Source organism: Flavobacterium sp. KBS0721, from assembly GCF_002007065.3.
GTDB classification, from domain to species: domain Bacteria; phylum Bacteroidota; class Bacteroidia; order Flavobacteriales; family Flavobacteriaceae; genus Flavobacterium; species Flavobacterium piscis.
Genome location: NZ_CP042170.1, coordinates 4,493,574 through 4,519,012 on the forward strand (window position 1 = coordinate 4,493,574; position 25,439 = coordinate 4,519,012).

Consider the following 25,439-nt stretch of genomic DNA (forward strand, 5'->3'; position numbering starts at 1 on the left):
TCAAAAAAACGTAACGTTTATTCCCTAATTGAATTCTAATTTTCATTAAAAAACACTAAAAATCTGATTGTTTTATTTTAAATAAAAAAAGAAATATTTTTTTTGCAACATAGTATATATTGAGTCTAAATAAGTATAAATTTGTGCGAGAATTTTAGAATTAGAAACCAATTCGACACACCGTTAATAAAATTTGCCAATCAATTCTATTAGAATGATTAGTAAAACAGCATATATGAAAAAAGGATTTAAAAAAAACATTGGACTTTTGCATTTATGGCTAGGTCTTGGATCTGGTTTGATTGTTTTTATTGCTGCATTAACAGGCAGTATTTTAGTTTTTGAGAAGGAAATTGACAAAGCAATACATCCTGAATATTATACTGTTGCTGCAATAGGAACTACCAAAAAAACAATTGACTATTGTACGGATATTCTGGAGAAACAATATTCGATAAAAAAAATTACACGTATATATACCTATAATGATCCATCGCGTACGATGCAAATTTTAGGAAAAGACTCAGATAAAAAAGCCCAATTTTTTTCTATTGATCCGTACACCGGAAAAGTTTTAGCAACAACTCCTCAGGAAAAAAGGTTTTTTGTTTTTGTTTTAAAAATACACCGACAATTATTACTGGGAGAAACCGGCAAAATAATCATGGGAACTTCTTGCCTAATATTTGTTTTTATGCTTATTTCCGGATTAGTTTTATGGTGGCCAAAGAAAATAAAAAACCTAAAACAAAGATTAACTGTAAAATGGAACGCGTCTTTTAAAAGAGTCAATTGGGATTTCCATTCCACTTTTGGATTTTACAGTTTTCTAATTTTATTACTTATCTCACTAACCGGATTAAATTTTGCTTTTAGCTGGTTTCAAAACGGCGTTTATTTTGTGGCTGATGGAACGACAAAAAAACCTTCTGCAAAAGTAAAAAACCCAACAAAAACAGATCCTAAACTGAATCACACAGCTTTTTATCAAAGTATCTACAATAAAGCAGACAGCATTTTTCCGTATACCGGAAACATCCAAATCAGAATGCCGGTCGATAGTATTAATAGTATTTTGGTTTTAAAAGAATATTCAGAAAAAACAATACCCAATCAATCCAGTGCCGCTTATTTTGACAAATACACAGCCGAAGAAATTGAAGCCAGGCCTTACGAAAATTTTTCTACCGGAGATAAAATAAGACGATTGAACTACCCTATTCATACCGGAAGTATTTACGGTTTACCCACCAAAATATTGGCGTTTTTAGTTTCTCTTTTCGCCTTAACATTACCTATTACAGGATTATTAATCTGGTTAGGGAAAAAGAAGAAAACAGCGAAATCTTAATTTTTATATTTGTTTTATTATATTTAAAATTTGCCTTTAAAAACAAAATGTTGATAAATACTAAACACAACGAATGATTATTACGTACCTACGGCACGTTGTTATTTCATTCCTATTTGTTTCTACCAACATTTTGTGCCTAACGGCACTATTTACAAGCTTAGATACTTAAATACTTGAATAATGGAATTTGTATCAATATAATTCAAGATGAAAATGTGCCTTTAGGCACAAAATGTTGGTAGAACATATAATTTCAAGTTCGCTAGTGTGCCGTAGGTACGCAACAAAAAAGGATTTAAAGCTTTTACGATTAAGCTTTAAATCCTTTTTAATACAATTCAATATTCCGAATCTAAATTAAGCGGAATTAGGTTTGTTGCAATATTTATTTTATTGCAGTCATTTTAACAGGAACAGTTGCCAAATTCTGTACTCTGTATCTGTTGAAAATTATGAAAACAATCACCACAATAAAGATTAGCGAAATATTAGCGAATCCTAATAGCAACTGGCTTTTCACGGCGTATAAATTGACAAATCCGTAACTGAATAAAGAGCTTAACATATAAGTTCCTCCGCCTGTAAGTCCGCTGGCTACTCCGGCATTTTTAGAAAATCGGCTTAAACAATAGCCGTAAATATTGTTAAAGATAAATCCACCACAAACGTTGATTCCCATTGTAAAACCAATTAGTGTATAAATATTGCTGGTAACAGAAGCGGTAGAAATCATTAACAATACCAAAATCACTTGTACGGTAACTGCAATAGTGACTTTTTTAGCCAAAGGTTTATGAATAAGCGATTTGGCAATAATACCGCCCGTCATAACCGCTAAACCAGACAATAAAGAACTATAACCGGTTGTAATGGCTGAATATCCTAATACACGTTCTACAATAAATGGACTTGATAAACTATACACGACAACAAGCCCAAAACAAATTGCGAGAATCAAAACGCCCAAAGTAAAATCTCCGGATTTTAACATTTCTGAATAGGTTTCTGCAATGTTTTTTAATTTAAAAGGATGAAAATATTTTAGAGATTCTCCGCTATATAAAAGCTCTAAAACCAGAAAAAGTAACGATAATCCGCCAAGAAAATAAAAGTTAGATCTCCAGCCAAAACTATGTTCTAAATATCCGCCAAGAAACGGCGCCATAATAGGCGCACAAGCCCAAATGATCGAAAACAAACTGATATAACTCTTTAACTTTTCGCCCGAATAAAGGTCGACGAAATAAGCTCGTTTGGCTATGACAATAAAGGCAATTACAATTCCCTGAATGATTCGCATGGCATAAATCACATAAATATCAGGCACCAAAGCAATCACAAAACTGGTGGCTGAAAACACGGCAAGTGAAGCTATATTAATTTTAAAGCGTCCGAAACTGTCTAATATACTGCCTATAAAAATTTGGCTTACGCCGAGGCTAAACATAAAGAAGACTAACGAAAGCTGAATGGCTCCAGCTGAAACGTGCAAATCTTTTGCCATAGCAGGAAGTGAAGGCAAATAAATATCTGTGGCAAAACCTGATAACGGGATAAGGGACAGGGCTAATAAGGTACTAAAGCCCTTATGATTTTCTTTTAAAGTTCTCATTTTTTAAAATTAATTAGTTTTAAATTAGACCGATCGGTCTAAAAAAGTTCAAAAAAAAACTACAATACATAGTTTTCGAATTCGGTTTTAATGCTGTTCAGGATAATTTTCATCTGATCATCGTTACCTAAAATTTTTCTACATAAAATAGCGCCTTCAATCATGGCAAAAACTTTTATGCTAAAATGTTCCGGATTAATATCTGATGATAATTCTTTATTTTTTATTCCTTCTTCAGCAATAATAAAAAATCTGTTTTGAGCAGAACGAATGGCTTTTTTTACCTGTTCCTTCATAGCAGGATTGGTATCGTCAGCTTCTGTTCCAAAATTCAAAATCGGACAGCCATCGGCCGTATTAATGTCATTGGCATAGACATCCAATAAATTAAACAGTTTCTCTTTGGCCGATTTTCCTTCAGCTACAGCTGTATTCAATTTTGTAGACAATTGAGATCTGAGATAAAGAAATGATTCTTTGCAAATTTCTTCTTTGTTCTCAAAATTTCCGTAAATACCGCCTTTTGCCAGTTTAGTAGCTTCCATGATATCGCTTAATGAAGTTCCTGCCATCCCCTTTTTGTTGATTATAGGAGCCGATGCTTCGATAATAAATTGTCTGGTTCTTTCTGCTTTACTCATAGCCTTTTTATTTGAGGGAATAAATTTAGACCGTTCGGTCTTTATTTGCAAATGTTTTAACTTTTATTTTAATTATGAGATAGTTATCTAGTTTTTATTTTTGAGAAAATCGCCCGCGGATTGTACGGATCATGCGGGTTGTCGCTGATTTATTTTTAAAATGCTTTGTGTTATTAACTTTGTCAAAGTTTTAAACTTTGACAAAGTTGGTATTGAATGATAATTTAATTAAAACTGAAAAATCTTTTATTTCGGAAAATAATTGCCTTTCAATACCAATTTAACTGATCCTATTGCAACTCCTAAAACCACGATATTCATTATACAAAAGATTATTATGGCCAATATAGAAACCGTAAAATCAGTAGTTTTTAAAGCAAAAATTGAAAGTCCCTGCGATAAAGTGGCTATCCCAAACGTGTACGCCCAATATCCCGGTGCAAAAGCTTGTTCTTTTAGCCATTTTAGGGCAAAAGTTATGGCAACAAATACAAATAAAGCATATCCCATTAAACCATAAACAATTGGGATGCTTAAATTTTTTCCGGCCAAAACCTGATAGGCTACGAATAAAATTACTGCCGGTGCCATATAAATTCCCATAAAGTTTCTGGTTTTGGCTCCAAGTCCGCCAATCGTTAATTGCTGTGTAATAACAGAATCCATAATGAGCCAGGAAATTGTGCCAATGCCCAAAAGTACATAGCCGTAATTGGTATATCCTAATAATCCCGCTGCAAGTGCATTAACCAAAATGCTGGCGGTAAAAGTCAGGAATAAAGAAGGTGTTGTCTGTTCGGTTTGACGTTCTTGTGTCCATAAGCCTGAAAGTTTATAAGCTCCGTAAATAAGATTTAAAATTGAACCTATCCAAAACAATGAAATAGCAATTGACAAACTATAAATGTGAACTGCAATGGCCATCAATATTATGGATTCGGGAATTAAAGCCAGAAACGACGATTGTACCGGATCGTGGAATTCTGTTACCGCCAATTTTCTGTGCTGAATCCATTTGTTGCAGTAGAGCAAGAGCCACCATAAAAAAGAAACTATGGCTAATCCTTCCAGAACTTCGCCAATGTAAGAAGGTAAATTCCATAGTGAAGTGGCATTTCTCCAGGCGTTTCCTGTTTCTGCCAATCCTAAAGTCATGGCAAAAAAGGATGCGGGCGCAATGGGTAATGTAATCTTTTGTTTTTGAAGTTGTTGTTGGGTGGTTTTGTCTGTGATTTTATCCATTATTAAAATATTTGATTTAACTTTGAGCAAAATTATACTGATTTATACGTTTTACAATTGTAATATCATTCGTTAATTTAGTAATATGTTGTTATGATAAAAACCAATTTATATCTTCCGTACGAAGTTGTTTTTAAAGAAATAAACGAATCCCTGCATACCGAAGTAGGCAACAATTTCTTTGAATTGCTTTATATTGTTTCCGGAACCGGTGTACAAACCATCAACGAAAATCGATTATCCTATGAACCGGGACATCTTTTTTTGATCACGCCTCAGGATGCGCATTCTTTGGAAATTACAAGTCCAACAACTATTTTTCAGTTACGTTTTACAGATATTTATATCAAAAACGGACCTTTTACATCCAATAATCTTTATAAACTCGAATACATATTACAGCATGCCCATCATCAGCCGGGCTGTATTTTAAAAAGAATTACCGACAAAAATCTGGTGCATCCTGTTATCGAAGCCATCAGGCATGAATATCACAATCCCACTTTATACAATACAGAACTGATTCAGTTACTAATCAATACACTTATTGTTATTATTGCCCGAAATATCTCTGAATATCTTCCGGAAAACATCAACAAACAATCTGACGGAAAAACGCATCATCTTCTTGAATACATTCAGACTCACATTTATGAACCTGAAAAACTGAGTGTAACGGTTATGAGCCAAAAATTTGGAATTTCAGAAACGTATCTCGGCAGGTATTTTAAAAAACAAGCCAATGAAACGCTACAGGATTACATCTCAAAATACCGAATAAAACTGGTCGAAAACCGATTGCTTTATAGTGATTTGCGTGTGGGTGAAATTGCAAACGAATTGGGTTTTAATGATGAAAGCCATCTCAACAAAATATTCAAAAAACATAGAGGTACTACTCCATCTGCTTTTAGAAAAAATCAGGTGAATTAACTTCGTTCTAATCATCATGTTTTAATGGGATTATGAATCCTTATTTCTAAATTTTCTTTAATACTAAAACTTCAAAATTATATCAGCTTTTAGATTGTCTGCTTCAAAGTTTAAATTGTCTGTTTCAACCTAATTTCAATTTTAAATTGATGACTTATAGCGCAAATTTGTCCTATAAATCAACTTAAAAAATAGAAATCATGAGTACAAAAACAACAAAAATTATTTACTGGACAGGAATCATTTTAACTTCTTTATGGTTTGGAGCAAGCGGTTTTTTTGAACTAACTGCAAATCCTATTGTTTGGGGTATCACACAACAATTGGGTTATCCCGAACATTTTATCTATTTACTTGGCGTAATGAAAGTTGGCGGAGTAATTACGTTATTAATCCCAAACAAATTATTACGATTGAAAGAATGGGTATTTGCCGGAATCTTTTTTGATATCATTTTCGCTTTCTTTTCAAAACTTGCCGTTTTAGGTTTTCCCGTGACTACTGATGCTATTATTGCTTTTATAATGGTGAGTGTGACTTATATTATGTTTAGAAAATTGCATACAGCAACTTATACGTTACCCAATTAAGCTTTAAAGTTTTACTGTTTTAATCTCAAAATTCCGATAGCTATCGGGAGCTAAGTTTCAAAGTTTTTCAATTAGAAACCTTGCTCCCGAAGTCTCGGGATTACTTTTTACAATCACTCAAATAAACCATATGAAAAATACACTTTTAATAAGCGCCCTGATTGCGCTTTCCGTACTTTTTTCTCTTAACTGTTTCATGTTTCCTGATAGTTACGAAGAACTATCAGGAAAGTTAAAATCAGAGAAAATCGAAATACAAACTTCTAATAATAAAGGATTTGCTGTTGTAGAACTTTTTACTTCCGAAGGTTGTTCAAGCTGCCCACCTGCCGATGAATTGATGGCTAAACTACAAATCGAAAACAAAGACCAAAAAATCTATTTCCTGGCGTATCACGTTGATTATTGGGATCGTTTGGGTTGGAAAGATCAATTCAGTTCAAATGAATTTACCGTTCGTCAGCAACAATATCAAAAATGGCTGAATCTTTATGTCATGTACACACCTCAATTTATCATCAACGGAAATACAGAATTTGCGGGTTATAATGAAACTACACTTTCTAAAAAGATTTCTGATGCTTTGGCAATTCGACAAACTTCAAATCTGGAACTTAGTGTTCGTTCTGAGAAAGATTCTTTGGCAATTCATTTTAAAACTGATGTATTAAAGCAAAATACCAATTTGTTTATTGCCACAATTCAAAAAGAAGCCATTTCGAAAGTGGCACGTGGCGAAAATAAAGGAAATACTTTGCATCACGTTCAGATTGTGAGACAGCTTAAAAGTTTTGTTTTAAATGAAAAAGAAGGAAATATTGCCATTGAAAAATCTAAAAATTTCAATACAAAAGACTGGGAAATAATTGGATTTATTCAAAATACTTCGAACGGGAAAATTTCCGCTACAGCGAAAGTTAACTTGAAATAGGGATTGCCCACGGATTGCACGGATTTAAATAGATATTCACTGATCTATTTTTATGATCAGTGAATTTTTTTATGCCACAGATTAGACAAATTAAAAAGATTAATCACTTTAATCTGTGTAATCTGTGGCATTTTAAATCATAGATTATCTATTCTCTAACCAACTCAAAAATGCAGTGGCTTTATCTTTACCAACCAGTAATTTTTCTTCTGTTGGAATAGTTAACTTGAGAATTAATTTGCGTGAAAAATAATGTTCTGCTTCTCTGATCGCTGAAAAATTGACCAAATATTGTCTATTGGTTCTAAAGAATTGCGTTGGCGATAAAAGCTTATGAACCTCATCAAGAGATTGTGTAATTTGGTACTCAGCCTTATCGAAAGTCATAATCGTTGGCGTTTCGTTTTTAATATAAAAAAACGCAATATTCTCTGTTAGAACGGTTTGATATTTATTGTTTTTAAAAACCAAAAAACTACTCTTTCCAGTATTCTCGCCTGTTCTGGTTAATAAGTACTCAAAATCAGGCATTGCTTTTTTATTTCTTTGAAAGAAATTCTTCAATTCTCCTGCTTTCTTAATCGCTTGAGCAATGCTTTCTCTTGAGAATGGCTTCAAGACATAATCTATTCCGTTTGATTTGAATGCTTCAATCGCATAATCATCAAATGCCGTACAGAAAATTACAGGCGATAAAACTTCGACATTTTTAAAAATTTCAAAACACAATCCGTCAGCCAGTTGAATATCCATAAAAATAAGATCAGGCTGATCGTTCTCTGATAAATAACTCACAGCACCGTCTATACTTTGAATATACGACAAAATTTGGGCATCTGGCCTAATACTCAATATAAGCTGGCCAAGTGCTTTGGCCGTTTTTACTTCATCTTCAATTATTACGATAGTCATAAATCATGGGTATTTTTACTTTAAAAGTAGTTTCGTTTTTATCAATTTCAATTTCTTTGTGAATCAAATGCGAAAACCGCTGATTGATATTATCCAGTCCGACTCCGGTAGATAATACGCCTCTTTTTAGCTGAATCTGATTTTCGATCACCAGGAAATCTCCTTCGGTATATAATTTAATGTGTAAAGGTTTATCTAATGAAACCACATTGTGTTTGATGCAGTTTTCTATTAATAATTGCAACGTAAAAGGCGGAACAGCAGCATCATATTGTCTTTGATCTACTTTATTTTCTAAAACAAATCCGTCCTCGAAACGGGCTTTTAAGAGATAAACATACGAATCCAAAATCTGAAGTTCTTCTCGTAAGGGAATCAAATCCAGTTTCCTGCTTTCAAGCGTAAAACGATAAAAATCTGATAATTTCAGGATAAAATCAGAACTCTGTGGATCCTGAATATCAACCATCGATTTTAAAGTATTCAGACTATTAAACAAAAAATGTGGATTGACCTGTTGTTTTAAAAGTTCATACTGAGCGCCCAGATTAACAGCTTTAGTGCGCTCTAACTCTACGCCCATTTGTTGGGTTTGATAATTTTGAAAAAGCAAATGCAAGAACATATACACAATCAAATTGATTAAAACCCCACGCAATTCAAACATAATTGGAGCGTCCATTTTTGATATTTGAAAAAGTTCCTGATGTCCGATTACCAAAATCACCATTACCACAATCCCCATGACAACACTCAGTAAAAGTTTCCAGTTGAACAAACTTTGATGGGTGCGCTGCGAGGAAAATTTGGGTAAACTGTACATGTTATAATACCATATAAAAACAGAAAACAACAACGTAATCGAAGAGTTTATAATGATGTCTCCGGGTGTCGAATCACCATCAAATAATTTGGGTATCGAAGCAAGAATTGCGAGTGCTATAGAACTTCCCCAAATGACTTTAGGGGAAACCTCAAAGCGTTTTACTTTTTCCATATTTGTGTTTGTTTTTTTAGTCTTGCTTTTCAAAGATAATATATTTTAGAAGTATTCTATATCGAAAAATAGTGTCCTGATTATTTAGAAAACTATGCTTTTTCTATTAATTTATATTAATTAAATACTTTATATAATACATCTAAAATATCTGATTTTAATTTAGTTGAATTAATAATTTTATTTATTAAAGATTTAAGTTTAAAGTTGCTCTGCGCATTTTTGTTATTCCGAGGAAAGAGGAATCTTCGCAAGTAACTTCGCAATATAAAGTGCAATCTTTATCGTGCTTCTAGTGGAGATTCCTTGTTCCCTAGAATGACAAAAATGACGATTATAAATACTGGAAAACGGATTCTAATCCCTTAAAAGGTTCGTAAATAAAAATTATAAAGGAGCATATTAGCAACCTTAAAAACTGTAAACCAATATTGTATCACTAAATAAAGCCGATTCATCAAAAACTAATTTTTTCTCCGTAAATCCCATCAAAGGATTTCCAAAGAGATTTATTTTGTCTTTATCAATCACTTTAATCATCAAAATACCATTGGTAGAAATAGGGTCATTTCCATTTAAAATAGTGTTCCATTTTTGACTGGATAATTCTGAGCGAAGATCTTTTGAAAAACGATCTAACTTTGAATCTCCGTTATTTTCAGTAACCATAAATTTTTTAAATACAAAAGTTTCAAACATTTGATTATTTTGAAAATGTGTCACTTCATCTAAACTATTACTAGAATATTTTTGAGCATGAGATTGGACAGAAAAAAAGAAAAAAGCTACGGCTAAAAAAGATAATATTGGTTTCATAAGGATATTATTTAAGAGTTAAAAGTGTTTTAATTTTAAACAAATTTATACCGTAGCGCTTAAAACAAGAAGCCTAAAAAAGGTCAAACGGACAACTTAAAACCTGAATTGGACATCCATTAACTTCAAGAAGTTTTATGCTTTTTTTTGAATTTCTGTGAAATAATCGCGCAAAGAAGCAGAGGCGCAAAGAAAAATAAGGGCTAAACTTTGCGGCTTGGCGTCTTTGCGCGAAATTAAATCTGCTATGTAAAAAACAAAACCGGAAGAAATCTCCCGGCTGGTTTTTAAAATCCAAATCAAGTATGTCGCTCCGATGGAGCTTTTATATACTGTAAATGCCTTTATTTTCTATAAATATGACGCTCCACTGGAGCTTCTTCGTAATTTTTTTCTTCTTTATAATAAAGGCTCCTGAAAAGCTGCTTTATTCGCACCTAAAATGATTCCGTCGTTTTTGTCCTGAACAAAACCTATTACTTCCCATTCATTCGTATTAAAACCTTTTGGCAAATGAATAATAGCAATTCCGGATCTGTCTTTGTTTAAATTTACGGTATGCAAATGATGCACAATTTGATAGTGCGATAAAATACGATGGGCATTCTCCCCTCTTTTTACATTATTTTTCGCAGATTTTTGAACAATGGCAATCAATAAACGACTGTTTTTTGATGTTCCTTCTACAGTATAATTCACAGAAAGAGTGTTATTAATTTCGCTTGCTTTTAATGTGAGATCAGCGACTGCGGGCTTAGACAATGCTGTTTTAATACCATTTCTCATAACCGTTTCCTGCGAGCCAATATAATCAGCTTTTCCGTTAACGATTACTTGTGGCGTGTAGATTGGTTCTTTACCCAGGAATTTAGCATACTCGTATTGTCTTTGTGTATAATCAGGATTGCTAAAAATATCTTTCCAGCCTTGTTTGTCCCAATAGTCAACGTGATAAGCAAGAACGTATAAATTGCTGTCTTTGTACTCATTCTGAATTTTTCCCAGCAATTCATCGGCCGGAGGACAACTCGAGCAGCCTTCGGATGTAAACAATTCTAAAAGGGCAAAACCTTTTTGCTCTTTTTTATCTGCAGCATTTTGTGCTGAAGAAGTCATTCCAATAAGAAGCATTAAAGTGATAAAAACGGGTATTAATTTTATTTTTTTCATGGTTTCTGTTTTAAATATTACTAATAAAAAACCTCTCCGGAAGAAGAGGTTTTCGTTTGATTGATTATATAATATTAGTTGTCACATCAATATTTCCTTTTGTCGCTTTAGAATAAGGACAAGTTTGGTGCGCCATTGCTGTCAGTTCTTTTGCGACTTCAGGATCTATTCCCGGAAGGCTCACATTAAGACGTGCTTGCAAAGAATATTCTCCTTCTGTTACGCATAAATCGACTTCAGCGTCTACAGCAGTTGCTGTCGGAAGCTTAATTCCTAATTTCGAAGCTGCGATTCCCATTGCCCCAATAAAACAAGCCGACCATCCCGCCGCAAAAAGCTGCTCCGGATTTGTTCCCGGACGTGATGTTCCCGGTGAACTCAGTTTTATATTCAATTGATCATCTGAACTTTGAGATGCTCCTTCACGACCGCCTGTTGTGTGTGTTTTTCCTGTGTATAATACTTTTTTCATAATTTTAGATTTAAGATTTTAGACTTTAGATTATTTGAAATTTTAATTTGAATGCCTTATGATTTAACCGCAAAGCGCGCAAAGTTTTTTTTGATATTGAAGGTTTTATAAAAAATGCTAAGAGCGCAAAGCTTTGTGTAACTTTGTGTGAATCTTTGTGTTCTCTGTGGTAAGTTTAACCGCAAAGCGCGCAAAGTTTGTGTGCTTTAAAAATAAACCTTAGCGAACTTTGCGTAAATCCCTGCGCTCTTTGCGGTTAAACATTAATTTAAAAATAAACCTTAGCGAACTTTGCGTAAATCCTTGCGCCCTTTGCGGTAAAACTTTTTGCGGTTAAATAACTTTACTTAGCCACATCAATAATCGCCTGAGCAAATGCTTTCGGATCTTCCTGCGGAACGTTGTGTCCTATTCCTTTAAATATTCTGTGTTCGTATTTACCGATGAATTTATTGGCGTAAGCCTTTCCGTCTATGTTAGCACCATCGAAATCGCTTCCTATCGTAATAGTCGGAACTTTAATTGCTGGTCTTGTAGCCAATTTATTTTCCAAACTATCGTATTTAGATTCTCCAGGTTCCAGAGATTGTCTCCATCTGTAATTATGAATAACAATTGCTACGTGATCCGGATTATTAAAAGATTGTGCGGTTTGATCGTAAGTTACTTTGTCGAAATTCCATAACGGAGAAGCAATTTTCCAGATCAGTTTATTAAACTCATAAGTATTTTGGCTGTAGCCGAGTTTCCCTCTTTCGGTAGCAAAATAGTATTGATACCACCATCCTAATTCGGCTTGAGGAGGTAACGGTTTTAAATTCGCTTCCAGATTTACAACAAGGTAACCGCTTACCGAAACCAATCCGTTTAGGCGGTCCGGCCAAAGCGCTGCCATCACCACTGCTGTTCTTGCTCCCCAATCGAATCCGCCAATAGTGGCTTTATCAATTTTTAGTGCATCCATAAAAGCAATAATATCGCTTGCTAATGCTGCTTGTTGTCCGTTTCTAAAAGTATCTTTAGAAAGAAAAGTCGTTGTTCCTGATCCTCTTAAATAAGGCGTAAGAACTCTGTATCCTTTTGCAACTAAAATAGGCACCACTTCATTGTAACTATGAATGTCGTAAGGCCATCCGTGAAGCAAAATTACCGGAGTTCCGTTTGAAGGTCCTGCTTCTGTATACCCTACGTTCAATAATCCGGCATTAATTTGTTTTAATGTTCCAAGAGAACTTGCCGTTGTTTGTTTTTCTGATTGCGCATTTACCAATGTCATTGTAAAAAATAAAGCTGCCATTAAAAGCATTTTAGAAGCTACTCTATTGGTGAAACTACTTTTGTTGTGTAATGTTTTCATGATTATTATTTTTTAATATTTTGATTATGAGTTAATTTCTTCGTCAAAAGTATTCTGATAACCATTCTTGTACAATCAGAAAATAGTTGAAACGGACGAAGTAAAACCTGAAACGGACAAACCTAAACCTGAGATTTTATTTTTTCATCACTAAAATTGGTTTCCCTTTCTCGACGATATAAGTAGCTAACTCAGACGCTTTGGTATTGGTATGATTTTTTGCCGAGTGAAACTTTCCTGCCGGAATAAAAAGAACTTCTCCAGCTTTTAACGTTACTGGTGTTTCATCTTCAATCTGATATTCTAATGCACCTTCTAATACATAAATAATTTCTTCTCCCGGATGCGCGTGTTTACCGAACGAAGTATGAGCATCAAAATCAATTCGGGCCTGAACCGTTTCTTTTCCCGCAATACTTAAATCGTGTTTTTGTAAATCGGTTCTTTTTATGCCGCTTTGTTGTGCTTGAGCATTTGATGGAGTGAATAGTGCAATAAGTCCTACGATCATAATTGCGTATATTTTATTTGTTTTCATTTTGTTTGTTTTTTTAGATTGTGTGTTAAATAATTTTTCTCGCAGATTTGGCAGATTGAGCAGATTTTATTTTTTAATCTTTATAATTCTTCGCTTTTGATTTAAACACATAGAAACATAGTTTTACTGAATCAAGAAAGGGCGTTTCACTTTAAATAGTGCCGCATAGTTGTACTATGTTTAAAAATCTTGATTTTTTAGAAAGAACTTGTAAATTATAAAATCTATGTTTCTATGTGTTTAAATAAATCTACACAACCATTTCTAGTTATTTTCTCAATGATTTAAAAGCCGCACGAAGTTCTTCCGTAAAAAGTTGTGGCTCTTCCCAGGAAGCAAAATGACCTCCTTTTGATACTTCATTAAAATAAATCAGGTTTTTATAACTTTTCTCTGTCCAGCTTTTTGGTGCCTGATAGATTTCTCCCGGGAAAACAGTTACAGCAACCGGAATTTTTATGTCGTTTGTTTTCTGTTCAACCACATTAAAGTTGTTTGTATTATTTTCCCAATACAATTGTGCCGATGAGTTAGCTGTGTTTGTCAACCAATACAAGGTGATATCATCCAGCATTTCATGTTTTGTAAGTGATTTTTCTGCGTTTCCTCCGCTATAGGTCCATTCGTTGAATTTATCTAAGAAAAAAGAAGCCAATCCAACAGGAGAATCTGTAAGTCCATAACCTAAAGTCTGAGGGCGTGTTACCATCATTGCGGCATATCCGCCACCTCTTGTATATAATTTATTAAGAGATACAAAAGCAGCTTTTTCTTTAGCCGATAATCCTTCAGGAGCTGGATCTCCATCTTTTAAAGCCTTCGCAATATCAGCGGGAACTGTTGCCGGCATATTTACGTGAATTCCCAATAATCCTTCTGGAGCCTGGCGCGCCATGGCATCTGCAATTACAGAACCCCAATCACCGCCTTGCGATACATAATTTTTATAACCCAAACGCTTCATTAAAATATCCCACGCATTACCTATTTTTTCCGGTCCCCAACCTGTTCCTGTTGGCTTTTCAGAAAAACCATAACCCGGCATTGAAGGAATTACAAGATCAAAAGCGTCTTCGGCTTTTCCTCCATAAGCAGTAGGATCTGTTAAGGGGCCAATTACTTTCAAAAGTTCAAAGAAAGATCCCGGCCAACCGTGCGTAATTACCAATGGCAATGCATTTTTATGTTTGGATTTAATGTGAATGAACTGAATGTCTAATCCGTCGATATTGGTAACAAATTGAGGCAATGCATTTAGTTTCACTTCTGTTTTACGCCAGTCGTAAGTAGTTCCCCAATATTTTACAAGACTCTGAATTTGTTGTAATTTAACGCCTTGTGACTGATCTGTAACGGTTTCTTTATCCGGCCATCTTGTAGCGTTTACACGATTACGAAGATCTGTCAAAGCCTCTTTCGAAATACTAATATGATACGGACGAATTGCTTCTGAATCTACTTTAATTTGCTTTTTTTGTCCGAAGCTTGTTGCCGCAATCAGCATAAATGTTCCTGTAGCAATGGCGTGTAGGAAGCTGCGTTTGTTTGTTTTAATTGTTTCCATTTTGATTATAAATTTTGTTATTGTGATTAATTTCTTTGTCAAAAGTATCTCAATAACAAGCGATTTAAAATCAGTAAATAGTCTAAACGGACGAAGTCGAACCCGAAACGGACATTGAGGAAGTTGAAGGTTTTAGGGTGATAGTATCAAATTGAATTCTATGATGTTTTTTAGGAGCAATTGTAACCTAATTTAATTTCTTTCTTCAAACATAGCCCGTGGTTGAAACCACGGGCTATGTCTGACAAGTTTGTGTTTACAGCATTTCTAAATCCTACAGGCTTTAAAGACCTATTGGATTTTGCATTATGTAATTCATTTAAACACATAGATTTTCTGTTTTACTATGTCACCATCTTTGGCGAGTTTTTTGCGAGGATTTCTCCTCGCGTCGAAATGACAAGATTGCGGTCATTATCTGGAAAACTAAAACTCCTAATCCTTTGTCAAGGTTTTAAACCAACTGTTTAAAACTCTTATAAATGTATATATTCAAAGTTAGTCTGCGCATTTTTGGGCAAACTATGCGATACTATTTAAAGTGAAACGCCCTTTTTTACGCATTCCAAATCTATGTCTCTATGTGTTTAAAAAACAATAACGCATAAAAAAAGCCCAATCTATAAAATCAGGCTTTGGTCAATATACACTTAATGATTATCCTTTTAAATCATCAAAATAAGCATTCGTTTCTTCTATAAGTGAATGCATCAGTTCTTTGGCTTTTTTGTGCTTTAAAATCGGTGCTATTTGTCCGCCCCAAAATAAAATCATATCCCATTTTTGTTGCTCAAGAGCTGCTTTTCGTAAGGGTGATATTAGAGTCGTCTGCAAAGGAAACGGCAGCACATCTTTTTCTTTTCCTGAAATTTCTTTTGCAACCCTGCTGGTTAATCCGCGGCCTAAACGTCCTGTGTACGCACGTGATAAAGTAGTGTATTTTGCTGCATCAGAGAATAACATTTCTCTATGAATGGGTAATGCGTTCGATTCGTCACAAGCCAGAAATGCAGTTCCTATCTGCGCCGCACTGGCACCTAAAGCTAAAGCTGCAGCGACGCCTTTTCCGTTTGCAATTCCTCCTGCAGCGATAATGGGAGTTTTTACTTTTTCGCGAATGAGCTGTAGTAATACAAAAGTACCTGTTAAGGATGATTCGGCGGAAGCCAAAAACGAAGGTCGGTGTCCTCCTGCTTCAAAACCTGAGGCAATAATCATATCTACGCCGGTACTTTCGAGAAAAATAGCTTCGTCTAAAGTCGTTGCCGCGCCAACGGTTACGATTCCTGATCTTTTGCATTGTTCTAAAACATCGGCAGAAAGTGCCCCAAACATAAAACTGAAAACTTTTGGTTTTATATCTAAAATTATCTCCAGCTGATTTTCAAACCTGGACTGAAACGGAGCCGGCTTTTCCGGTAACGGAATGCCAACTTCATCAAAATAAGGTTTAAATAATGTTGCAGTTTTATCATATTGCTCGTCTGACAAACCAGATTGCGGAATATCATGATCCGAAACCCAAAGATTAATGTTATATGGTTTATTGGTTGCTGCTTTTAATTGTTTGTCCGCCTCAAAAATTTCCTGAGGCGACATTGTATAAGCACCATATCCGCCAAGTCCGCCGGCATTTGATACCGCAGCGGTTAATGCTACAGTTGATAAATTTCCGCCAAATGGTCCCTGCATTATAGGATAATCAATCCCTAATAATTCCGTAGCTTTTGTATTGTACCACATTGCTATTTTATTTAAAGTTATTCGCTTGTATCTGTCAACATTTTATTGACGATAAGCCATTTTCCGTTAATCTTATGGAAAGATAAAAAATCGCGATAATTAAAGTCGTACATTTTAACATTAATTTCAGCTGTAGCTATTGAATTTACTACATTAATCTTCAAGATTTCTCCTTTGAAAGGTTTTCCTGAATCTTTAGGACTTTGTCTGTTTTTTACGCCATCAAGATAAAGATCTACCGTTTTAAAATAAGGCTGTCCTTTTATATCTCCAAAGAGTAGAGCGCTTTCATGAAAGATACTTCCTAAACGTCTTTCGTCGCCTTCGTAAATTCCTTTAAAATAATAATTTTCTAATGCATCAGTAATCGCTGATACTTCGGCCTGATTTTCCATTTTAATGTTATTTTGAGCTTTTATGCCCTGCAATGTGCAGAGCATAAAAGCAATTAATAAAATAGTTTTCATTTAATTATAAGTTGTGTCCTGCCCCTTTACCGCCATCAACATTGATGATTGCACCGGTAATAAAACTGCTTTTTGCAACGGTATATACCATTTCGGCTACGTCATCGACTTCTCCTACTCGGTTTAAAAGATGCAATCCGGCACTTTGATCTGATTTGTCTCCGTGCATTGGTGTGCGAATAACGCCTGGTGCAATCGTATTTACACGAATGTTTTGTTTACCAAATTCGGCTGCTAACTGAATCGTCAAGGCGTGGATAGCACCTTTACTTGACACGGGAGCCGAAGCAGGCCATCCGCCCAATCCGTGGTTGACCAAAGGAGTTCCAATATTTATTACAACACCATCTTGTTGTTTCAGCATTTGCGGAATAACTGATTGTGTGGTGAAATAAGTTCCTTTTAGGTTGGTGGTCAAAAATTTATCCAGATAAGCTTCGTCAACTTCTAAGAATGGTTTGCTGTCGAAGATTCCGGCATTGTTAACCAATACATCTACAGATCCAAATTTTTCTAAAGCAATTTTCACCAATTGTTCTCCGGTTTGTTTTTTACTTACATCTCCGGCAAACATTGCCACATTGTCTCCTGCTCCAAATTCGTTGTAAGCACTTTCTAATGCTGTTGGATTTAACGAATTGATGACAACATTATCGCCTCTGTCCAAAAAGTATTTAGCGATTCCTTTTCCGATACCGGAAGCTGCTCCGGTAACGATTATCGTTTGTTTTTTCATGATATTTATTTTTTATCGGCTGTTATGCCTTTTTCTCTTAATACAGATACCTGATCTCCTGCGTAACCCCAATCGTCGAGTTCGATTTCCTGAATAACTACGTGAGTTAAATGCGGATCTTTGTTTAATACATCGGTAATCAGGTTGGTGATTCCGCTTATTAATTCCTGTTTTTGCTCGCGGGTAACACCTTCGCGGGTCAATTCGATTTTTACGTAAGGCATGGTCTTAGTTTTTAGATACTTCGGCTGTGATAGTAAAATCTAAATCAAAGTCGTTGTAGATTAATGTATCGCCTAAATCTTTGAAGAAGTTTCCTGAACGGAATTTGATATCGTATTTGGTACGATCAATAACCAATTTACCAGTAAGTGAAAGTGTATTGTTAGTACTTTCTACTTCAGTTTCAAAACCTGTACGATGTGTGATGTCTTTTATCGTAAGATTTCCTTCAAGATAATATTTACCATTTGAAATTTCTTTTGCAGAAAGAATCTCAAATCTTGCAGTTGGAAATTTTTCGATAGAGAAAAAATCATCCGAAGCCAGATGCCCTGCAAATTGTGCATTTGTATCCGGATCTGTAACATCCAGAATTTTTATTGAGGCGGTATTGATGACAATATTTCCGCCGTTTATTTTTCCGTCATTCAAAATAAAATGACCTTCTTTGATACCAATTGTACCATTATGTGCACCGGTAACTTTTCTGCCGGTCCAATCGATGTTGCTGTTTGCGCCTACGATATTAAAATTTGTTGTTTCCATTTTTATTGTATTTAAAAGTACAGTACAAAGGAACGGCGAGTATGGAAATTGGTTACGTGATGTAGATCACAATCTTTTTTTTGAGGTGCAAAGAGGCAAAGGTTCAGAGGTGCAAAGGTTTTGTTTCGCGATGATTTAAAAAGATTTGGGCGGATAAAAGCAGGTGAATATTTTTTAATCTCGCAATCCCGATGGTTATCGGGAGCAGAGACGCAAAGTTTTTTGTTTCTAAGTTTTTTTGATTCTCATTTTTGTCATCCTGAGCGAAGTCGAAGGACACGCGAGAAGCTCGACAAAGATTGCGATTTTGATTGTGGAATCTCTAGTGTGATCTCTCTCTTCGGTCGAGATGACAACTATGAGAAAAATTGGAAATTAAAAAATCACTTTAATCTTTATAATCTGTAGTTAAAAAAACTTTATGAATTATATAATCTACTTAGGGTTTCTCTTGAAACGCCTAAATAAGCCGCAATTAAGTGTTTGGGAACTAAATTGTAAAGTTCTGGATATAATGCCAGAAGTTCTTCGTAACGGGTTTTGACATTGTTATTCATAAAAGATAAAAGTCGTTTTTGCGAAGCGATATATCCTTTGTTGGTTCTCCAACGGAAAAAATGTTCGATTTGATGAAATTCAGCACACAATTTTTCGCGGTCGCTGTTGGAAAGACAAAGCAATTCGACATCGGAGATACAATCTACATTTATGGTTGCGGGGGTTTGATTGTATAAAGCACTATAATCTGATGTCCACCAGGTGGGCATGGCGAATTGCAGGATATACATTTTGATTTCATCATTGATAAAAAAAGCTTTCAAACAACCTGAAATTACAAAATATTCGCAATCAACTTTGTCTCCGGCACTAATAATAGTTTGTCCTTTTTTGAATGATAACGGTTTAAAATGTGAAAAGAAATAATCAAATTCTTCGTCTGTTAGCGAAGCGGTTTTGGCAATGTGTTGTTGGAGGATTTCTTTGGATTCCATAAAAAAGTGGCAAAGGTTCTGAGTGACAAAGGTACAAAGGATTTTCTTTAAAGTTGCTAAGGTTCTGAGGTACTAAGGTTCTGAGTTTTTTTTCTTTTAAAATCAGAGTCGTCTATAATTTCTAATGAAAACGGATGCCTAGCCCTGATTGAAGTGGAAATCCTTTTTATTTTTTTCTTTAGAAAATAAAAAGATTGAAACGGAAAGCAGGAAATAGCTCCTAATAAAATTAGTTGCTAAGGCGCTAAGATTCAGAGATACTAAGTTTTTTTTTAACGATGATTATCTTTTTGTCATAAATAAAAAATCAGGAAACAATATTGTAAATATCGTTCCTGATTTTTTATTATTAGCTTTTAGCAAACTTATCTTCTGCCTCTAAATCCGCCTCCGCCTCTTAAATTACCACCGCCTAGACGGTTTCCTTCTCTTTGGAAATTTTGAAAATTACGGGTTTGCGATTCTCCACGATCTCTGGATAATGCTGAGCGATCGAGATCATTTGTAATATCAGAACGACCTGGTTCTCCCAGTGGTTTTTCTCGTTGGCCCAGAGTTTGATTGGCCTTTGGAAAATTATCATGCTGAACTCCATCTCCTAAACGATTTCCACCGCCCAGATTTTGGTCTTGTTTAGGTAAATTTTTATTTTGAATTCTATCACCGGCTCGCGTTGCTCCGCCAATATTCTCATTCGGTTTATTGCGCTCTATGGCTGAACCCGGATTTTTTGATGAACCAAGTTTTCCGGCTTGTGTCCAGCCTCCGTTGCCATTGTTATAGTGACTCCAGTTTCCGTTAGCGTCTTTTTTATAGACATGTCCGTCGTGTCCGGCATACACATTATTGTTAGTATGAATGGTTGTCCCTCCGCCTCTGTGATGTGTAATTACGCCTTTTTGACCTCCGGAGGTTTCGTAACCAATTGCAGTACCACGCCTTGTAGTAACATGTCCTGATTCTACCCACTGACGCCCATTTGTGGCAGCAGAATGTCCCCATTGTGCATAGGCATTATGACCCTGATTGGTTCTGGCGTAATTTCCTGTCCAGGGATTATAGGTACTTGCTGCTGTACGACCTCCGTACCAGCCTTGTACACTTGCCGAACGTCCATATCTTCCTGTTGCAGGATTGTACCATGCCGAAGTTCCTGCCGCACCATAAGGTCCGTATACGCTTCTTCCGGCAGCCCAGCCACCTGTCCAGGGATTGTACACTGCACCGCCTCCATACGTATAAGGCCAAGGACGATAAATTGGGTATAAACCTCCGTAATATACATATGGCGGATAGTAATATCCTGTACCATAAGTTAATATAGCACCTACTGTAGCTCCAATAATAAAAGCGCCCAAATAACCGGCAGTTGTGCTGCTTTCTACCGTGGTATCGGTTGTTGTTTGGGTAACATAGGTGACATTATAAACAGGTGAACTTGGCGGAATGGTATAAATTTCTTTAGGAACAGAATCTGCTGTTTTCCAAGGTCCGTTTGGGCTTGTAGACATGAACCAAACTGCCTGAAAACACAAATAATACAAATCGCCTACTTTTATGACCTTATCCTGAGTATTGCTCGCATATTGCATTTTGGTACCTTCGATAGGTTTAAACTGAGGTGTTCCGTCGTAGGTTACTTTGGCTTTTGCTTCGGCATCGGCTTTGTTTATAATGGCTGTGGTAGGAACCTGAGCCAGCATTACGGCATCTTTGGCTTCCTGCGTTCCCGGTACAGATGCTAATACGTTGGCCCTTGGCGAATCTTTAGGAATTTTGGCAAAATCAGCCGGCAGGTTATTTCCGCCATATGTCCACGGCCCAGTTAGTGCTGCAGACTTAAACCATCTTCCGGATAACAAAACATAATATTGTCCGTCGCCTTCGTTGGCAAAAATATCATTTTCGGTATTGTCGATGTATAAAAGTTTGGTTCCGTCTATTTTAATAAATTTTGGGGTTCCGTTTATGGCAATTAATTCTGCCGGTTTGCTGCTGTAGAAAATCTGTGGGGCGGTACCTCCAGATGGCGGCGGAATCGCATTTTTTAAATCATCAAAATTTTGACCTGACGGAAGATTACTTAAACCGGAAGGCAGTTGTGTGGTTTTTACCCATTTTCCGTCAAGTGTTTTCGAAGTAACCCAAACATTATCTGCCAGCAAAAAGTAGTCCTTTGTTGTTTTATCAAAAAACAAATCCCAGTTGGTATTGACTACGTATTGAATATCTGTTTTTTCTACCGGAACTAAAACGGGCTCTCCTTGTACAATAAGCAAAACTGCCGGATTTGTACTGTAAAAAATGGCAGGCGGATCGTTCTTGCCTGCAATGCCTTTTGAAGGGCTTTTGGTCTGGTTTAAATCTGCCAAAATACGATCTACCGAAATAGGATCACCGCCTTTGGGCAATGTTTCTTTGAAAAGTTTTTCCATTTCAGGAACTTTTTTTTCATCAAGTGCCGGAAATCGCACATCGGTTACCTGAACATTTTTAAATAATACGTTGCGGTTATCTTTGTCTACTAATGTCTCTGCCTTTAAAGAAGCCACACCCAGTACTTGTTTGCCGTCTTTTGGAGTCAGTGAAAAGGCAAGTCTTGCCGTAATTTCTTTATAGTCTTTCCAATCGTCGACCTGTGGTTGGTAATAAACCAGTTTTGTGCCATTGTTTGCTGTTTCACGCGGCCACCCATCATCTGTAATTGAATCAGAAACAGCGGATTGAACTGTTTTTGAAGCTGCCTGATTCTTATCCTTATCTTTCTTGCATGAGAAAAAAATTGAACTAATACAAAGTACAATTATTAGAAAAGCCTTTTTCATAAATTAAAAAATTTAGATTACTATTTATTGAAAAATCATTTTTATCGATATCCCGTAAAAATTATTGTGATAAAATTAAGTTTACGGGAATTATAAATCTAGTAATGAGGCTTTTCGTTTGTTTCAAATTGTAAAATGAAACCAAAAAAGTAACTAAAATTTTAAATTTTAAAAAATAAAATCCAAATTTCAATTGGGAAGCTCTTCGACTTCGCTCAGGATGACATTAGAAAAAATCATTTAACCTTTGCCCCTCTGAACCTTTGCCCCTTTGTTGCTTTGTTCCTTTGTCCCTAATAAGAAATCTTAAGCTAAAACCATCCCGCCATCCATAATAAAATCGGCTCCGGTAATGAATTTTGCTGCGTCGCTGCTCAGGTAAGCAACCATTTTGGCAACGTCTTCTGAGGTTCCCATTTGTTTTAGGGGAATGTTGTCTACAATGGCATCCATCATTGTTTTTACTGTTTCTTCATCCAGACCCATTTTTTTCATTATTTCTGTTTCTGTCGGACCAGGACTAACAGAATTTACTCTAATTTTTCGCGGAGCCAATTCTAAAGCTGCAATTTTCATAACTGAATTTAGAGCCGTTTTACTGGAAGAATATATCGAAGTTCCAGCATAACTCATATTTGCTGTATTTGAAGAAAGAAATACTACTGAGGCGCCATTTTTCAAAATTGGGATAAATTTACTTAAGTTGAAATAAGCACCTCTAAAATTGATATTCATGATACTGTCAAATAAAGCTTCGGTTGCTTCTTCAATTATTCCTTTATTGGTAATTCCTGCGTTTATGAATAAAATATCAACTTGACCAAAATCTTCTTTTACTTTTGAAGCCAGCTTTTCGATGTCCGAAACACTGGATTGATCCGCAACAATAGCGGTTACTCCCAAATCTAAAGCTGCTTTTTCGATTGCTTCTTTTCTTCTTCCTGTAATGATTACCGTTGCGCCCTGTTCTTTTAAGTGTTTGGCTGTTGCGTAACCTATACCGCTGTTTCCGCCTGTAATTACGGCTACTTTATTTTTAAAATCGTCCATTTTTTTATTTGTTTAAATTAATGGTACAAATTTAAAGGGGAAAACATATTGCTTTTTCAGTGGTATCATGGAGTATACCTAGGTGTTTTTTTTATCTTTTTTCCACCATATAAGTAATGTAAGTTCATTTAAATTTGGAACGTTAAAAAAGTAAGTGCTTATAATTTCTTATATCATTTATATTGTTTAAAAACAATCCACGATTCTCTTATAATTTCTTATATCACTTATATGGTGAAAAAAAATGTTTTTATATATTCGTCTAAAAATTGTTATGGAAAGAAATCAGAAAGAAGAAGTTCAGGCGCTTCAGGATACTTTGTATGTTTTGGGAGGGAAATGGAAATTGCCGATCATCAATTCTATCTGTAACGGAAACCATCGATTTAAAGAAATTCAGCAAAGTATTCCGGGAATTACGTCAAGAATGCTTTCGAAAGAATTGAAGGATATGGAACTGAATAATCTCGTAAAAAGAACTGAAGACCGTGATGCAAAAGTGGCTATTCTTTATGAATCGACACCTTATTGCCAATCCTTTGGCCCCATTATAACCGAAATGATCAATTGGGGAATAGCGCATAGGAAACACATTAAAAAATAAAGTTGAAAAATAAATTTAAAATTAAAATTCCAAAAAATAAATTCCAAATTCCAATTGGGAAGCCCTTCGACTTCGCTCAGGGTCACAATAGAAAAAAACCTTTGAAACTTTGTTACTCTGAACCTTTGCCCCTATTCCAGGCTTTTCAACTGCAGTGCTCTTTGTAAAAAACTCTGATGTGTTAATTTGCTTTCGGCTTCGTTAATCGCCTGGAGCAGATTGTTTTGATTGTCCGCAATTTCTTTTAGAACGCTGGACATTACATCCCAGACCGGTTTCATTTTCAGGATTAATTCCTGTCCTTTTGGGGTTAGTAAAATTAATCTTTTGCGTTCGTCGACTTTGTCCTTTTTAGATCGAATTAACTTTTGTTTTTCAAGTTCTTTTAACAAACTAATGGTCGAAGGATGTGTATAACCAATTTCGTTTGCAATTTCGACCACACTCAAAACTTCTTTATGATGCAAAGTATACACGACAGGAAACCATTTGGGTTCAAAGTCGATTCCGTATGATTTATAAAATAAAGCACCGTCCTTTCGTAATTGCTCACTAAGTCTTTGCAATCGTGTCGAAATGGCTAAAATCCCAGATTCATCAATTATATTCATCGTTACTTTTTTAGTTTTAAATGACAAAAAACATTGTCGGCACTCATAACAGGAAACGTGTCCGGAAGCGATTCTTTTTCGATTCGTACAAAATGATTTCTTTCATAAAAACGCAAAGCAGCTTCTAATACTGTTATGGTTCCCAAATATAAATCATCAATTTCATTTTCGCTGCAATAATCCAGTAAAGTGTCTAATAATTTCTGGGCAATCGAAAACTCTTTTCCACGATATTGTTTCTTTACAAACATTTTTCTGATCGCAGCTTCAGAATCGTTAAATTTTATTAAAGCAATTGTTCCTACCAGTTCATCATTTACAAAAGCGCCCCAGAAATGACCTCCGCTTGTGTAATAGAAGTTTTTTATATTTAAGAGATCTGGCTGATCCTCAATAGTAATAGCAACGTTAAATTCTTTTTGCTGAATGTTTAAGATTAAATCTACTACCTCATTTGAGAATTTGTTTTCTATGGGAATAATTTGTGGTATCATGTTTTTGAAAATTTACTTTA

General features: G+C 35.3%; 26 protein-coding genes. 5 read left to right on the forward strand and 21 right to left on the reverse strand.

Annotated features, from left to right (window positions below; all coding sequences use genetic code 11):
- The first annotated feature begins 235 nt into the window (after nt 1–235).
- The gene (locus B0M43_RS19080) at nt 236–1,351 is read left to right on the forward strand and encodes a PepSY domain-containing protein (protein ID WP_078008017.1); all 1,116 of its coding nucleotides are present in this window, start codon (nt 236–238) and stop codon (nt 1,349–1,351) included.
- 388 nt (nt 1,352–1,739) lie between these two features.
- On the opposite strand, the gene B0M43_RS19085 is transcribed toward B0M43_RS19080, so the two are convergent.
- The 3 genes from B0M43_RS19085 to B0M43_RS19095 form a co-directional block, all read right to left on the reverse strand.
- Nucleotides 1,740–2,966 carry an MFS transporter gene (locus B0M43_RS19085; RefSeq protein ID WP_078007762.1) on the reverse strand — a complete coding sequence of 409 codons (1,227 nt, stop codon included), beginning with the start codon at nt 2,964–2,966 and terminating at the stop codon, nt 1,740–1,742.
- Between the two features lie 59 nt (nt 2,967–3,025).
- On the reverse strand, nt 3,026–3,607 hold the full coding sequence (locus B0M43_RS19090) for a TetR/AcrR family transcriptional regulator (protein ID WP_078007763.1): 582 nt from the start codon (nt 3,605–3,607) through the stop codon (nt 3,026–3,028).
- Between the two features lie 246 nt (nt 3,608–3,853).
- Nucleotides 3,854–4,849, reverse strand: coding sequence for a hypothetical protein (locus tag B0M43_RS19095; RefSeq protein ID WP_078007764.1), 996 nt, complete (start codon nt 4,847–4,849; stop codon nt 3,854–3,856).
- 93 nt (nt 4,850–4,942) lie between these two features.
- On the opposite strand from B0M43_RS19095, the gene B0M43_RS19100 reads away from it, so the two are divergent.
- The 3 genes from B0M43_RS19100 to B0M43_RS19110 all read left to right on the forward strand — a co-directional run bounded on the left by B0M43_RS19100 (nt 4,943) and on the right by B0M43_RS19110 (nt 7,303).
- Entirely contained in the window at nt 4,943–5,782 is an 840-nt protein-coding gene (locus B0M43_RS19100; protein WP_078007765.1) for an AraC family transcriptional regulator, read from the forward strand.
- 200 nt (nt 5,783–5,982) lie between these two features.
- Entirely contained in the window at nt 5,983–6,372 is a 390-nt protein-coding gene (locus B0M43_RS19105) for a DoxX family protein (RefSeq protein WP_078007766.1), read from the forward strand.
- A 130-nt stretch (nt 6,373–6,502) separates the two neighbouring features.
- On the forward strand, nt 6,503–7,303 hold the full coding sequence (locus B0M43_RS19110; protein WP_078007767.1) for a thioredoxin family protein: 801 nt from the start codon (nt 6,503–6,505) through the stop codon (nt 7,301–7,303).
- Nucleotides 7,304–7,447: 144 nt separating this feature from the next.
- Here the strand turns inward: B0M43_RS19110 and B0M43_RS19115 are convergent, their stop codons facing one another.
- From B0M43_RS19115 to B0M43_RS19190, 16 genes are all read right to left on the reverse strand, one after another.
- A complete protein-coding gene (locus B0M43_RS19115) occupies nt 7,448–8,215 on the reverse strand; it encodes a LytTR family DNA-binding domain-containing protein (protein ID WP_078007768.1) in 768 nt (255 codons plus the stop codon).
- Nucleotides 8,196–9,212: a sensor histidine kinase gene (locus tag B0M43_RS19120; RefSeq protein ID WP_078007769.1), complete on the reverse strand. Its 1,017-nt coding sequence runs from the start codon at nt 9,210–9,212 to the stop codon at nt 8,196–8,198. The genes B0M43_RS19115 and B0M43_RS19120 overlap by 20 nt, the downstream gene beginning before the upstream one ends.
- Before the next feature lie 411 nt (nt 9,213–9,623).
- A complete protein-coding gene (locus tag B0M43_RS19125; protein WP_078007770.1) occupies nt 9,624–10,028 on the reverse strand; it encodes a hypothetical protein in 405 nt (134 codons plus the stop codon).
- Nucleotides 10,029–10,427: 399 nt separating this feature from the next.
- Complete coding sequence (locus tag B0M43_RS19130) at nt 10,428–11,198, reverse strand: thioredoxin family protein (protein WP_078007771.1); 771 nt, start codon at nt 11,196–11,198, stop codon at nt 10,428–10,430.
- Nucleotides 11,199–11,262: 64 nt separating this feature from the next.
- Nucleotides 11,263–11,670, reverse strand: coding sequence for an organic hydroperoxide resistance protein (locus tag B0M43_RS19135; RefSeq protein WP_078007772.1), 408 nt, complete (start codon nt 11,668–11,670; stop codon nt 11,263–11,265).
- Nucleotides 11,671–12,013: 343 nt separating this feature from the next.
- Complete coding sequence (locus B0M43_RS19140; protein ID WP_168199963.1) at nt 12,014–13,027, reverse strand: alpha/beta fold hydrolase; 1,014 nt, start codon at nt 13,025–13,027, stop codon at nt 12,014–12,016.
- Between the two features lie 136 nt (nt 13,028–13,163).
- Complete coding sequence (locus B0M43_RS19145; RefSeq protein WP_078007773.1) at nt 13,164–13,565, reverse strand: cupin domain-containing protein; 402 nt, start codon at nt 13,563–13,565, stop codon at nt 13,164–13,166.
- Between the two features lie 268 nt (nt 13,566–13,833).
- Nucleotides 13,834–15,129, reverse strand: a complete 1,296-nt coding sequence (locus tag B0M43_RS19150; protein WP_078007774.1) for an epoxide hydrolase family protein — start codon at nt 15,127–15,129, stop codon at nt 13,834–13,836.
- A 657-nt stretch (nt 15,130–15,786) separates the two neighbouring features.
- A complete protein-coding gene (locus tag B0M43_RS19155) occupies nt 15,787–16,872 on the reverse strand; it encodes a nitronate monooxygenase family protein (RefSeq protein WP_078007775.1) in 1,086 nt (361 codons plus the stop codon).
- 17 nt (nt 16,873–16,889) lie between these two features.
- Complete coding sequence (locus B0M43_RS19160; protein WP_078007776.1) at nt 16,890–17,339, reverse strand: nuclear transport factor 2 family protein; 450 nt, start codon at nt 17,337–17,339, stop codon at nt 16,890–16,892.
- A gap of 4 nt (nt 17,340–17,343) precedes the next feature.
- Nucleotides 17,344–18,075, reverse strand: a complete 732-nt coding sequence (locus B0M43_RS19165) for an SDR family NAD(P)-dependent oxidoreductase (protein WP_078007777.1) — start codon at nt 18,073–18,075, stop codon at nt 17,344–17,346.
- Between the two features lie 5 nt (nt 18,076–18,080).
- Nucleotides 18,081–18,299: a 4-oxalocrotonate tautomerase family protein gene (locus B0M43_RS19170; protein ID WP_055095205.1), complete on the reverse strand. Its 219-nt coding sequence runs from the start codon at nt 18,297–18,299 to the stop codon at nt 18,081–18,083.
- 4 nt (nt 18,300–18,303) lie between these two features.
- A complete protein-coding gene (locus B0M43_RS19175; RefSeq protein WP_078007778.1) occupies nt 18,304–18,843 on the reverse strand; it encodes a YceI family protein in 540 nt (179 codons plus the stop codon).
- Between the two features lie 419 nt (nt 18,844–19,262).
- Nucleotides 19,263–19,835 carry a Crp/Fnr family transcriptional regulator gene (locus B0M43_RS19180; RefSeq protein WP_078007779.1) on the reverse strand — a complete coding sequence of 191 codons (573 nt, stop codon included), beginning with the start codon at nt 19,833–19,835 and terminating at the stop codon, nt 19,263–19,265.
- Between the two features lie 365 nt (nt 19,836–20,200).
- The gene (locus B0M43_RS19185; RefSeq protein WP_078007780.1) at nt 20,201–22,660 is read right to left on the reverse strand and encodes a hypothetical protein; all 2,460 of its coding nucleotides are present in this window, start codon (nt 22,658–22,660) and stop codon (nt 20,201–20,203) included.
- A 306-nt stretch (nt 22,661–22,966) separates the two neighbouring features.
- Nucleotides 22,967–23,710 carry an SDR family oxidoreductase gene (locus B0M43_RS19190; protein ID WP_078007781.1) on the reverse strand — a complete coding sequence of 248 codons (744 nt, stop codon included), beginning with the start codon at nt 23,708–23,710 and terminating at the stop codon, nt 22,967–22,969.
- 274 nt (nt 23,711–23,984) lie between these two features.
- Between B0M43_RS19190 and B0M43_RS19195 the strand changes: the two genes are divergently transcribed.
- The gene (locus B0M43_RS19195; RefSeq protein ID WP_078007782.1) at nt 23,985–24,314 is read left to right on the forward strand and encodes a helix-turn-helix domain-containing protein; all 330 of its coding nucleotides are present in this window, start codon (nt 23,985–23,987) and stop codon (nt 24,312–24,314) included.
- A gap of 131 nt (nt 24,315–24,445) precedes the next feature.
- Here B0M43_RS19195 and B0M43_RS19200 read toward each other — a convergent pair whose 3' ends face one another.
- Complete coding sequence (locus B0M43_RS19200; protein WP_078007783.1) at nt 24,446–24,925, reverse strand: MarR family winged helix-turn-helix transcriptional regulator; 480 nt, start codon at nt 24,923–24,925, stop codon at nt 24,446–24,448.
- A 2-nt stretch (nt 24,926–24,927) separates the two neighbouring features.
- Nucleotides 24,928–25,419 (reverse strand): GNAT family N-acetyltransferase, encoded by a 492-nt coding sequence (locus B0M43_RS19205; protein ID WP_078007784.1) that lies wholly within the window; start codon nt 25,417–25,419, stop codon nt 24,928–24,930.
- Between the last annotated feature and the right edge of the window lie 20 nt (nt 25,420–25,439).

What these genes read in the sequence shown, in the direction of transcription:
- B0M43_RS19205 (WP_078007784.1), bottom strand. Translation starts at nt 25,419, where the DNA reads ATGATACCACAAATTATTCCCATAGAAAACAAATTCTCAAATGAGGTA.
- B0M43_RS19115 (WP_078007768.1), bottom strand. Translation starts at nt 8,215, where the DNA reads ATGACTATCGTAATAATTGAAGATGAAGTAAAAACGGCCAAAGCACTT.
- B0M43_RS19160 (WP_078007776.1), bottom strand. Translation starts at nt 17,339, where the DNA reads ATGAAAACTATTTTATTAATTGCTTTTATGCTCTGCACATTGCAGGGC.
- B0M43_RS19145 (WP_078007773.1), bottom strand. Translation starts at nt 13,565, where the DNA reads ATGAAAACAAATAAAATATACGCAATTATGATCGTAGGACTTATTGCA.
- B0M43_RS19170 (WP_055095205.1), bottom strand. Translation starts at nt 18,299, where the DNA reads ATGCCTTACGTAAAAATCGAATTGACCCGCGAAGGTGTTACCCGCGAG.
- B0M43_RS19110 (WP_078007767.1), top strand. Translation starts at nt 6,503, where the DNA reads ATGAAAAATACACTTTTAATAAGCGCCCTGATTGCGCTTTCCGTACTT.
- B0M43_RS19130 (WP_078007771.1), bottom strand. Translation starts at nt 11,198, where the DNA reads ATGAAAAAAATAAAATTAATACCCGTTTTTATCACTTTAATGCTTCTT.
- B0M43_RS19165 (WP_078007777.1), bottom strand. Translation starts at nt 18,075, where the DNA reads ATGAAAAAACAAACGATAATCGTTACCGGAGCAGCTTCCGGTATCGGA.
- B0M43_RS19085 (WP_078007762.1), bottom strand. Translation starts at nt 2,966, where the DNA reads ATGAGAACTTTAAAAGAAAATCATAAGGGCTTTAGTACCTTATTAGCC.
- B0M43_RS19105 (WP_078007766.1), top strand. Translation starts at nt 5,983, where the DNA reads ATGAGTACAAAAACAACAAAAATTATTTACTGGACAGGAATCATTTTA.
- B0M43_RS19175 (WP_078007778.1), bottom strand. Translation starts at nt 18,843, where the DNA reads ATGGAAACAACAAATTTTAATATCGTAGGCGCAAACAGCAACATCGAT.
- B0M43_RS19195 (WP_078007782.1), top strand. Translation starts at nt 23,985, where the DNA reads ATGGAAAGAAATCAGAAAGAAGAAGTTCAGGCGCTTCAGGATACTTTG.
- B0M43_RS19120 (WP_078007769.1), bottom strand. Translation starts at nt 9,212, where the DNA reads ATGGAAAAAGTAAAACGCTTTGAGGTTTCCCCTAAAGTCATTTGGGGA.
- B0M43_RS19190 (WP_078007781.1), bottom strand. Translation starts at nt 23,710, where the DNA reads ATGGACGATTTTAAAAATAAAGTAGCCGTAATTACAGGCGGAAACAGC.
- B0M43_RS19090 (WP_078007763.1), bottom strand. Translation starts at nt 3,607, where the DNA reads ATGAGTAAAGCAGAAAGAACCAGACAATTTATTATCGAAGCATCGGCT.
- B0M43_RS19125 (WP_078007770.1), bottom strand. Translation starts at nt 10,028, where the DNA reads ATGAAACCAATATTATCTTTTTTAGCCGTAGCTTTTTTCTTTTTTTCT.
- B0M43_RS19155 (WP_078007775.1), bottom strand. Translation starts at nt 16,872, where the DNA reads ATGTGGTACAATACAAAAGCTACGGAATTATTAGGGATTGATTATCCT.
- B0M43_RS19135 (WP_078007772.1), bottom strand. Translation starts at nt 11,670, where the DNA reads ATGAAAAAAGTATTATACACAGGAAAAACACACACAACAGGCGGTCGT.
- B0M43_RS19200 (WP_078007783.1), bottom strand. Translation starts at nt 24,925, where the DNA reads ATGAATATAATTGATGAATCTGGGATTTTAGCCATTTCGACACGATTG.
- B0M43_RS19100 (WP_078007765.1), top strand. Translation starts at nt 4,943, where the DNA reads ATGATAAAAACCAATTTATATCTTCCGTACGAAGTTGTTTTTAAAGAA.
- B0M43_RS19080 (WP_078008017.1), top strand. Translation starts at nt 236, where the DNA reads ATGAAAAAAGGATTTAAAAAAAACATTGGACTTTTGCATTTATGGCTA.
- B0M43_RS19180 (WP_078007779.1), bottom strand. Translation starts at nt 19,835, where the DNA reads ATGGAATCCAAAGAAATCCTCCAACAACACATTGCCAAAACCGCTTCG.
- B0M43_RS19140 (WP_168199963.1), bottom strand. Translation starts at nt 13,027, where the DNA reads ATGAAAACATTACACAACAAAAGTAGTTTCACCAATAGAGTAGCTTCT.
- B0M43_RS19150 (WP_078007774.1), bottom strand. Translation starts at nt 15,129, where the DNA reads ATGGAAACAATTAAAACAAACAAACGCAGCTTCCTACACGCCATTGCT.
- B0M43_RS19095 (WP_078007764.1), bottom strand. Translation starts at nt 4,849, where the DNA reads ATGGATAAAATCACAGACAAAACCACCCAACAACAACTTCAAAAACAA.
- B0M43_RS19185 (WP_078007780.1), bottom strand. Translation starts at nt 22,660, where the DNA reads ATGAAAAAGGCTTTTCTAATAATTGTACTTTGTATTAGTTCAATTTTT.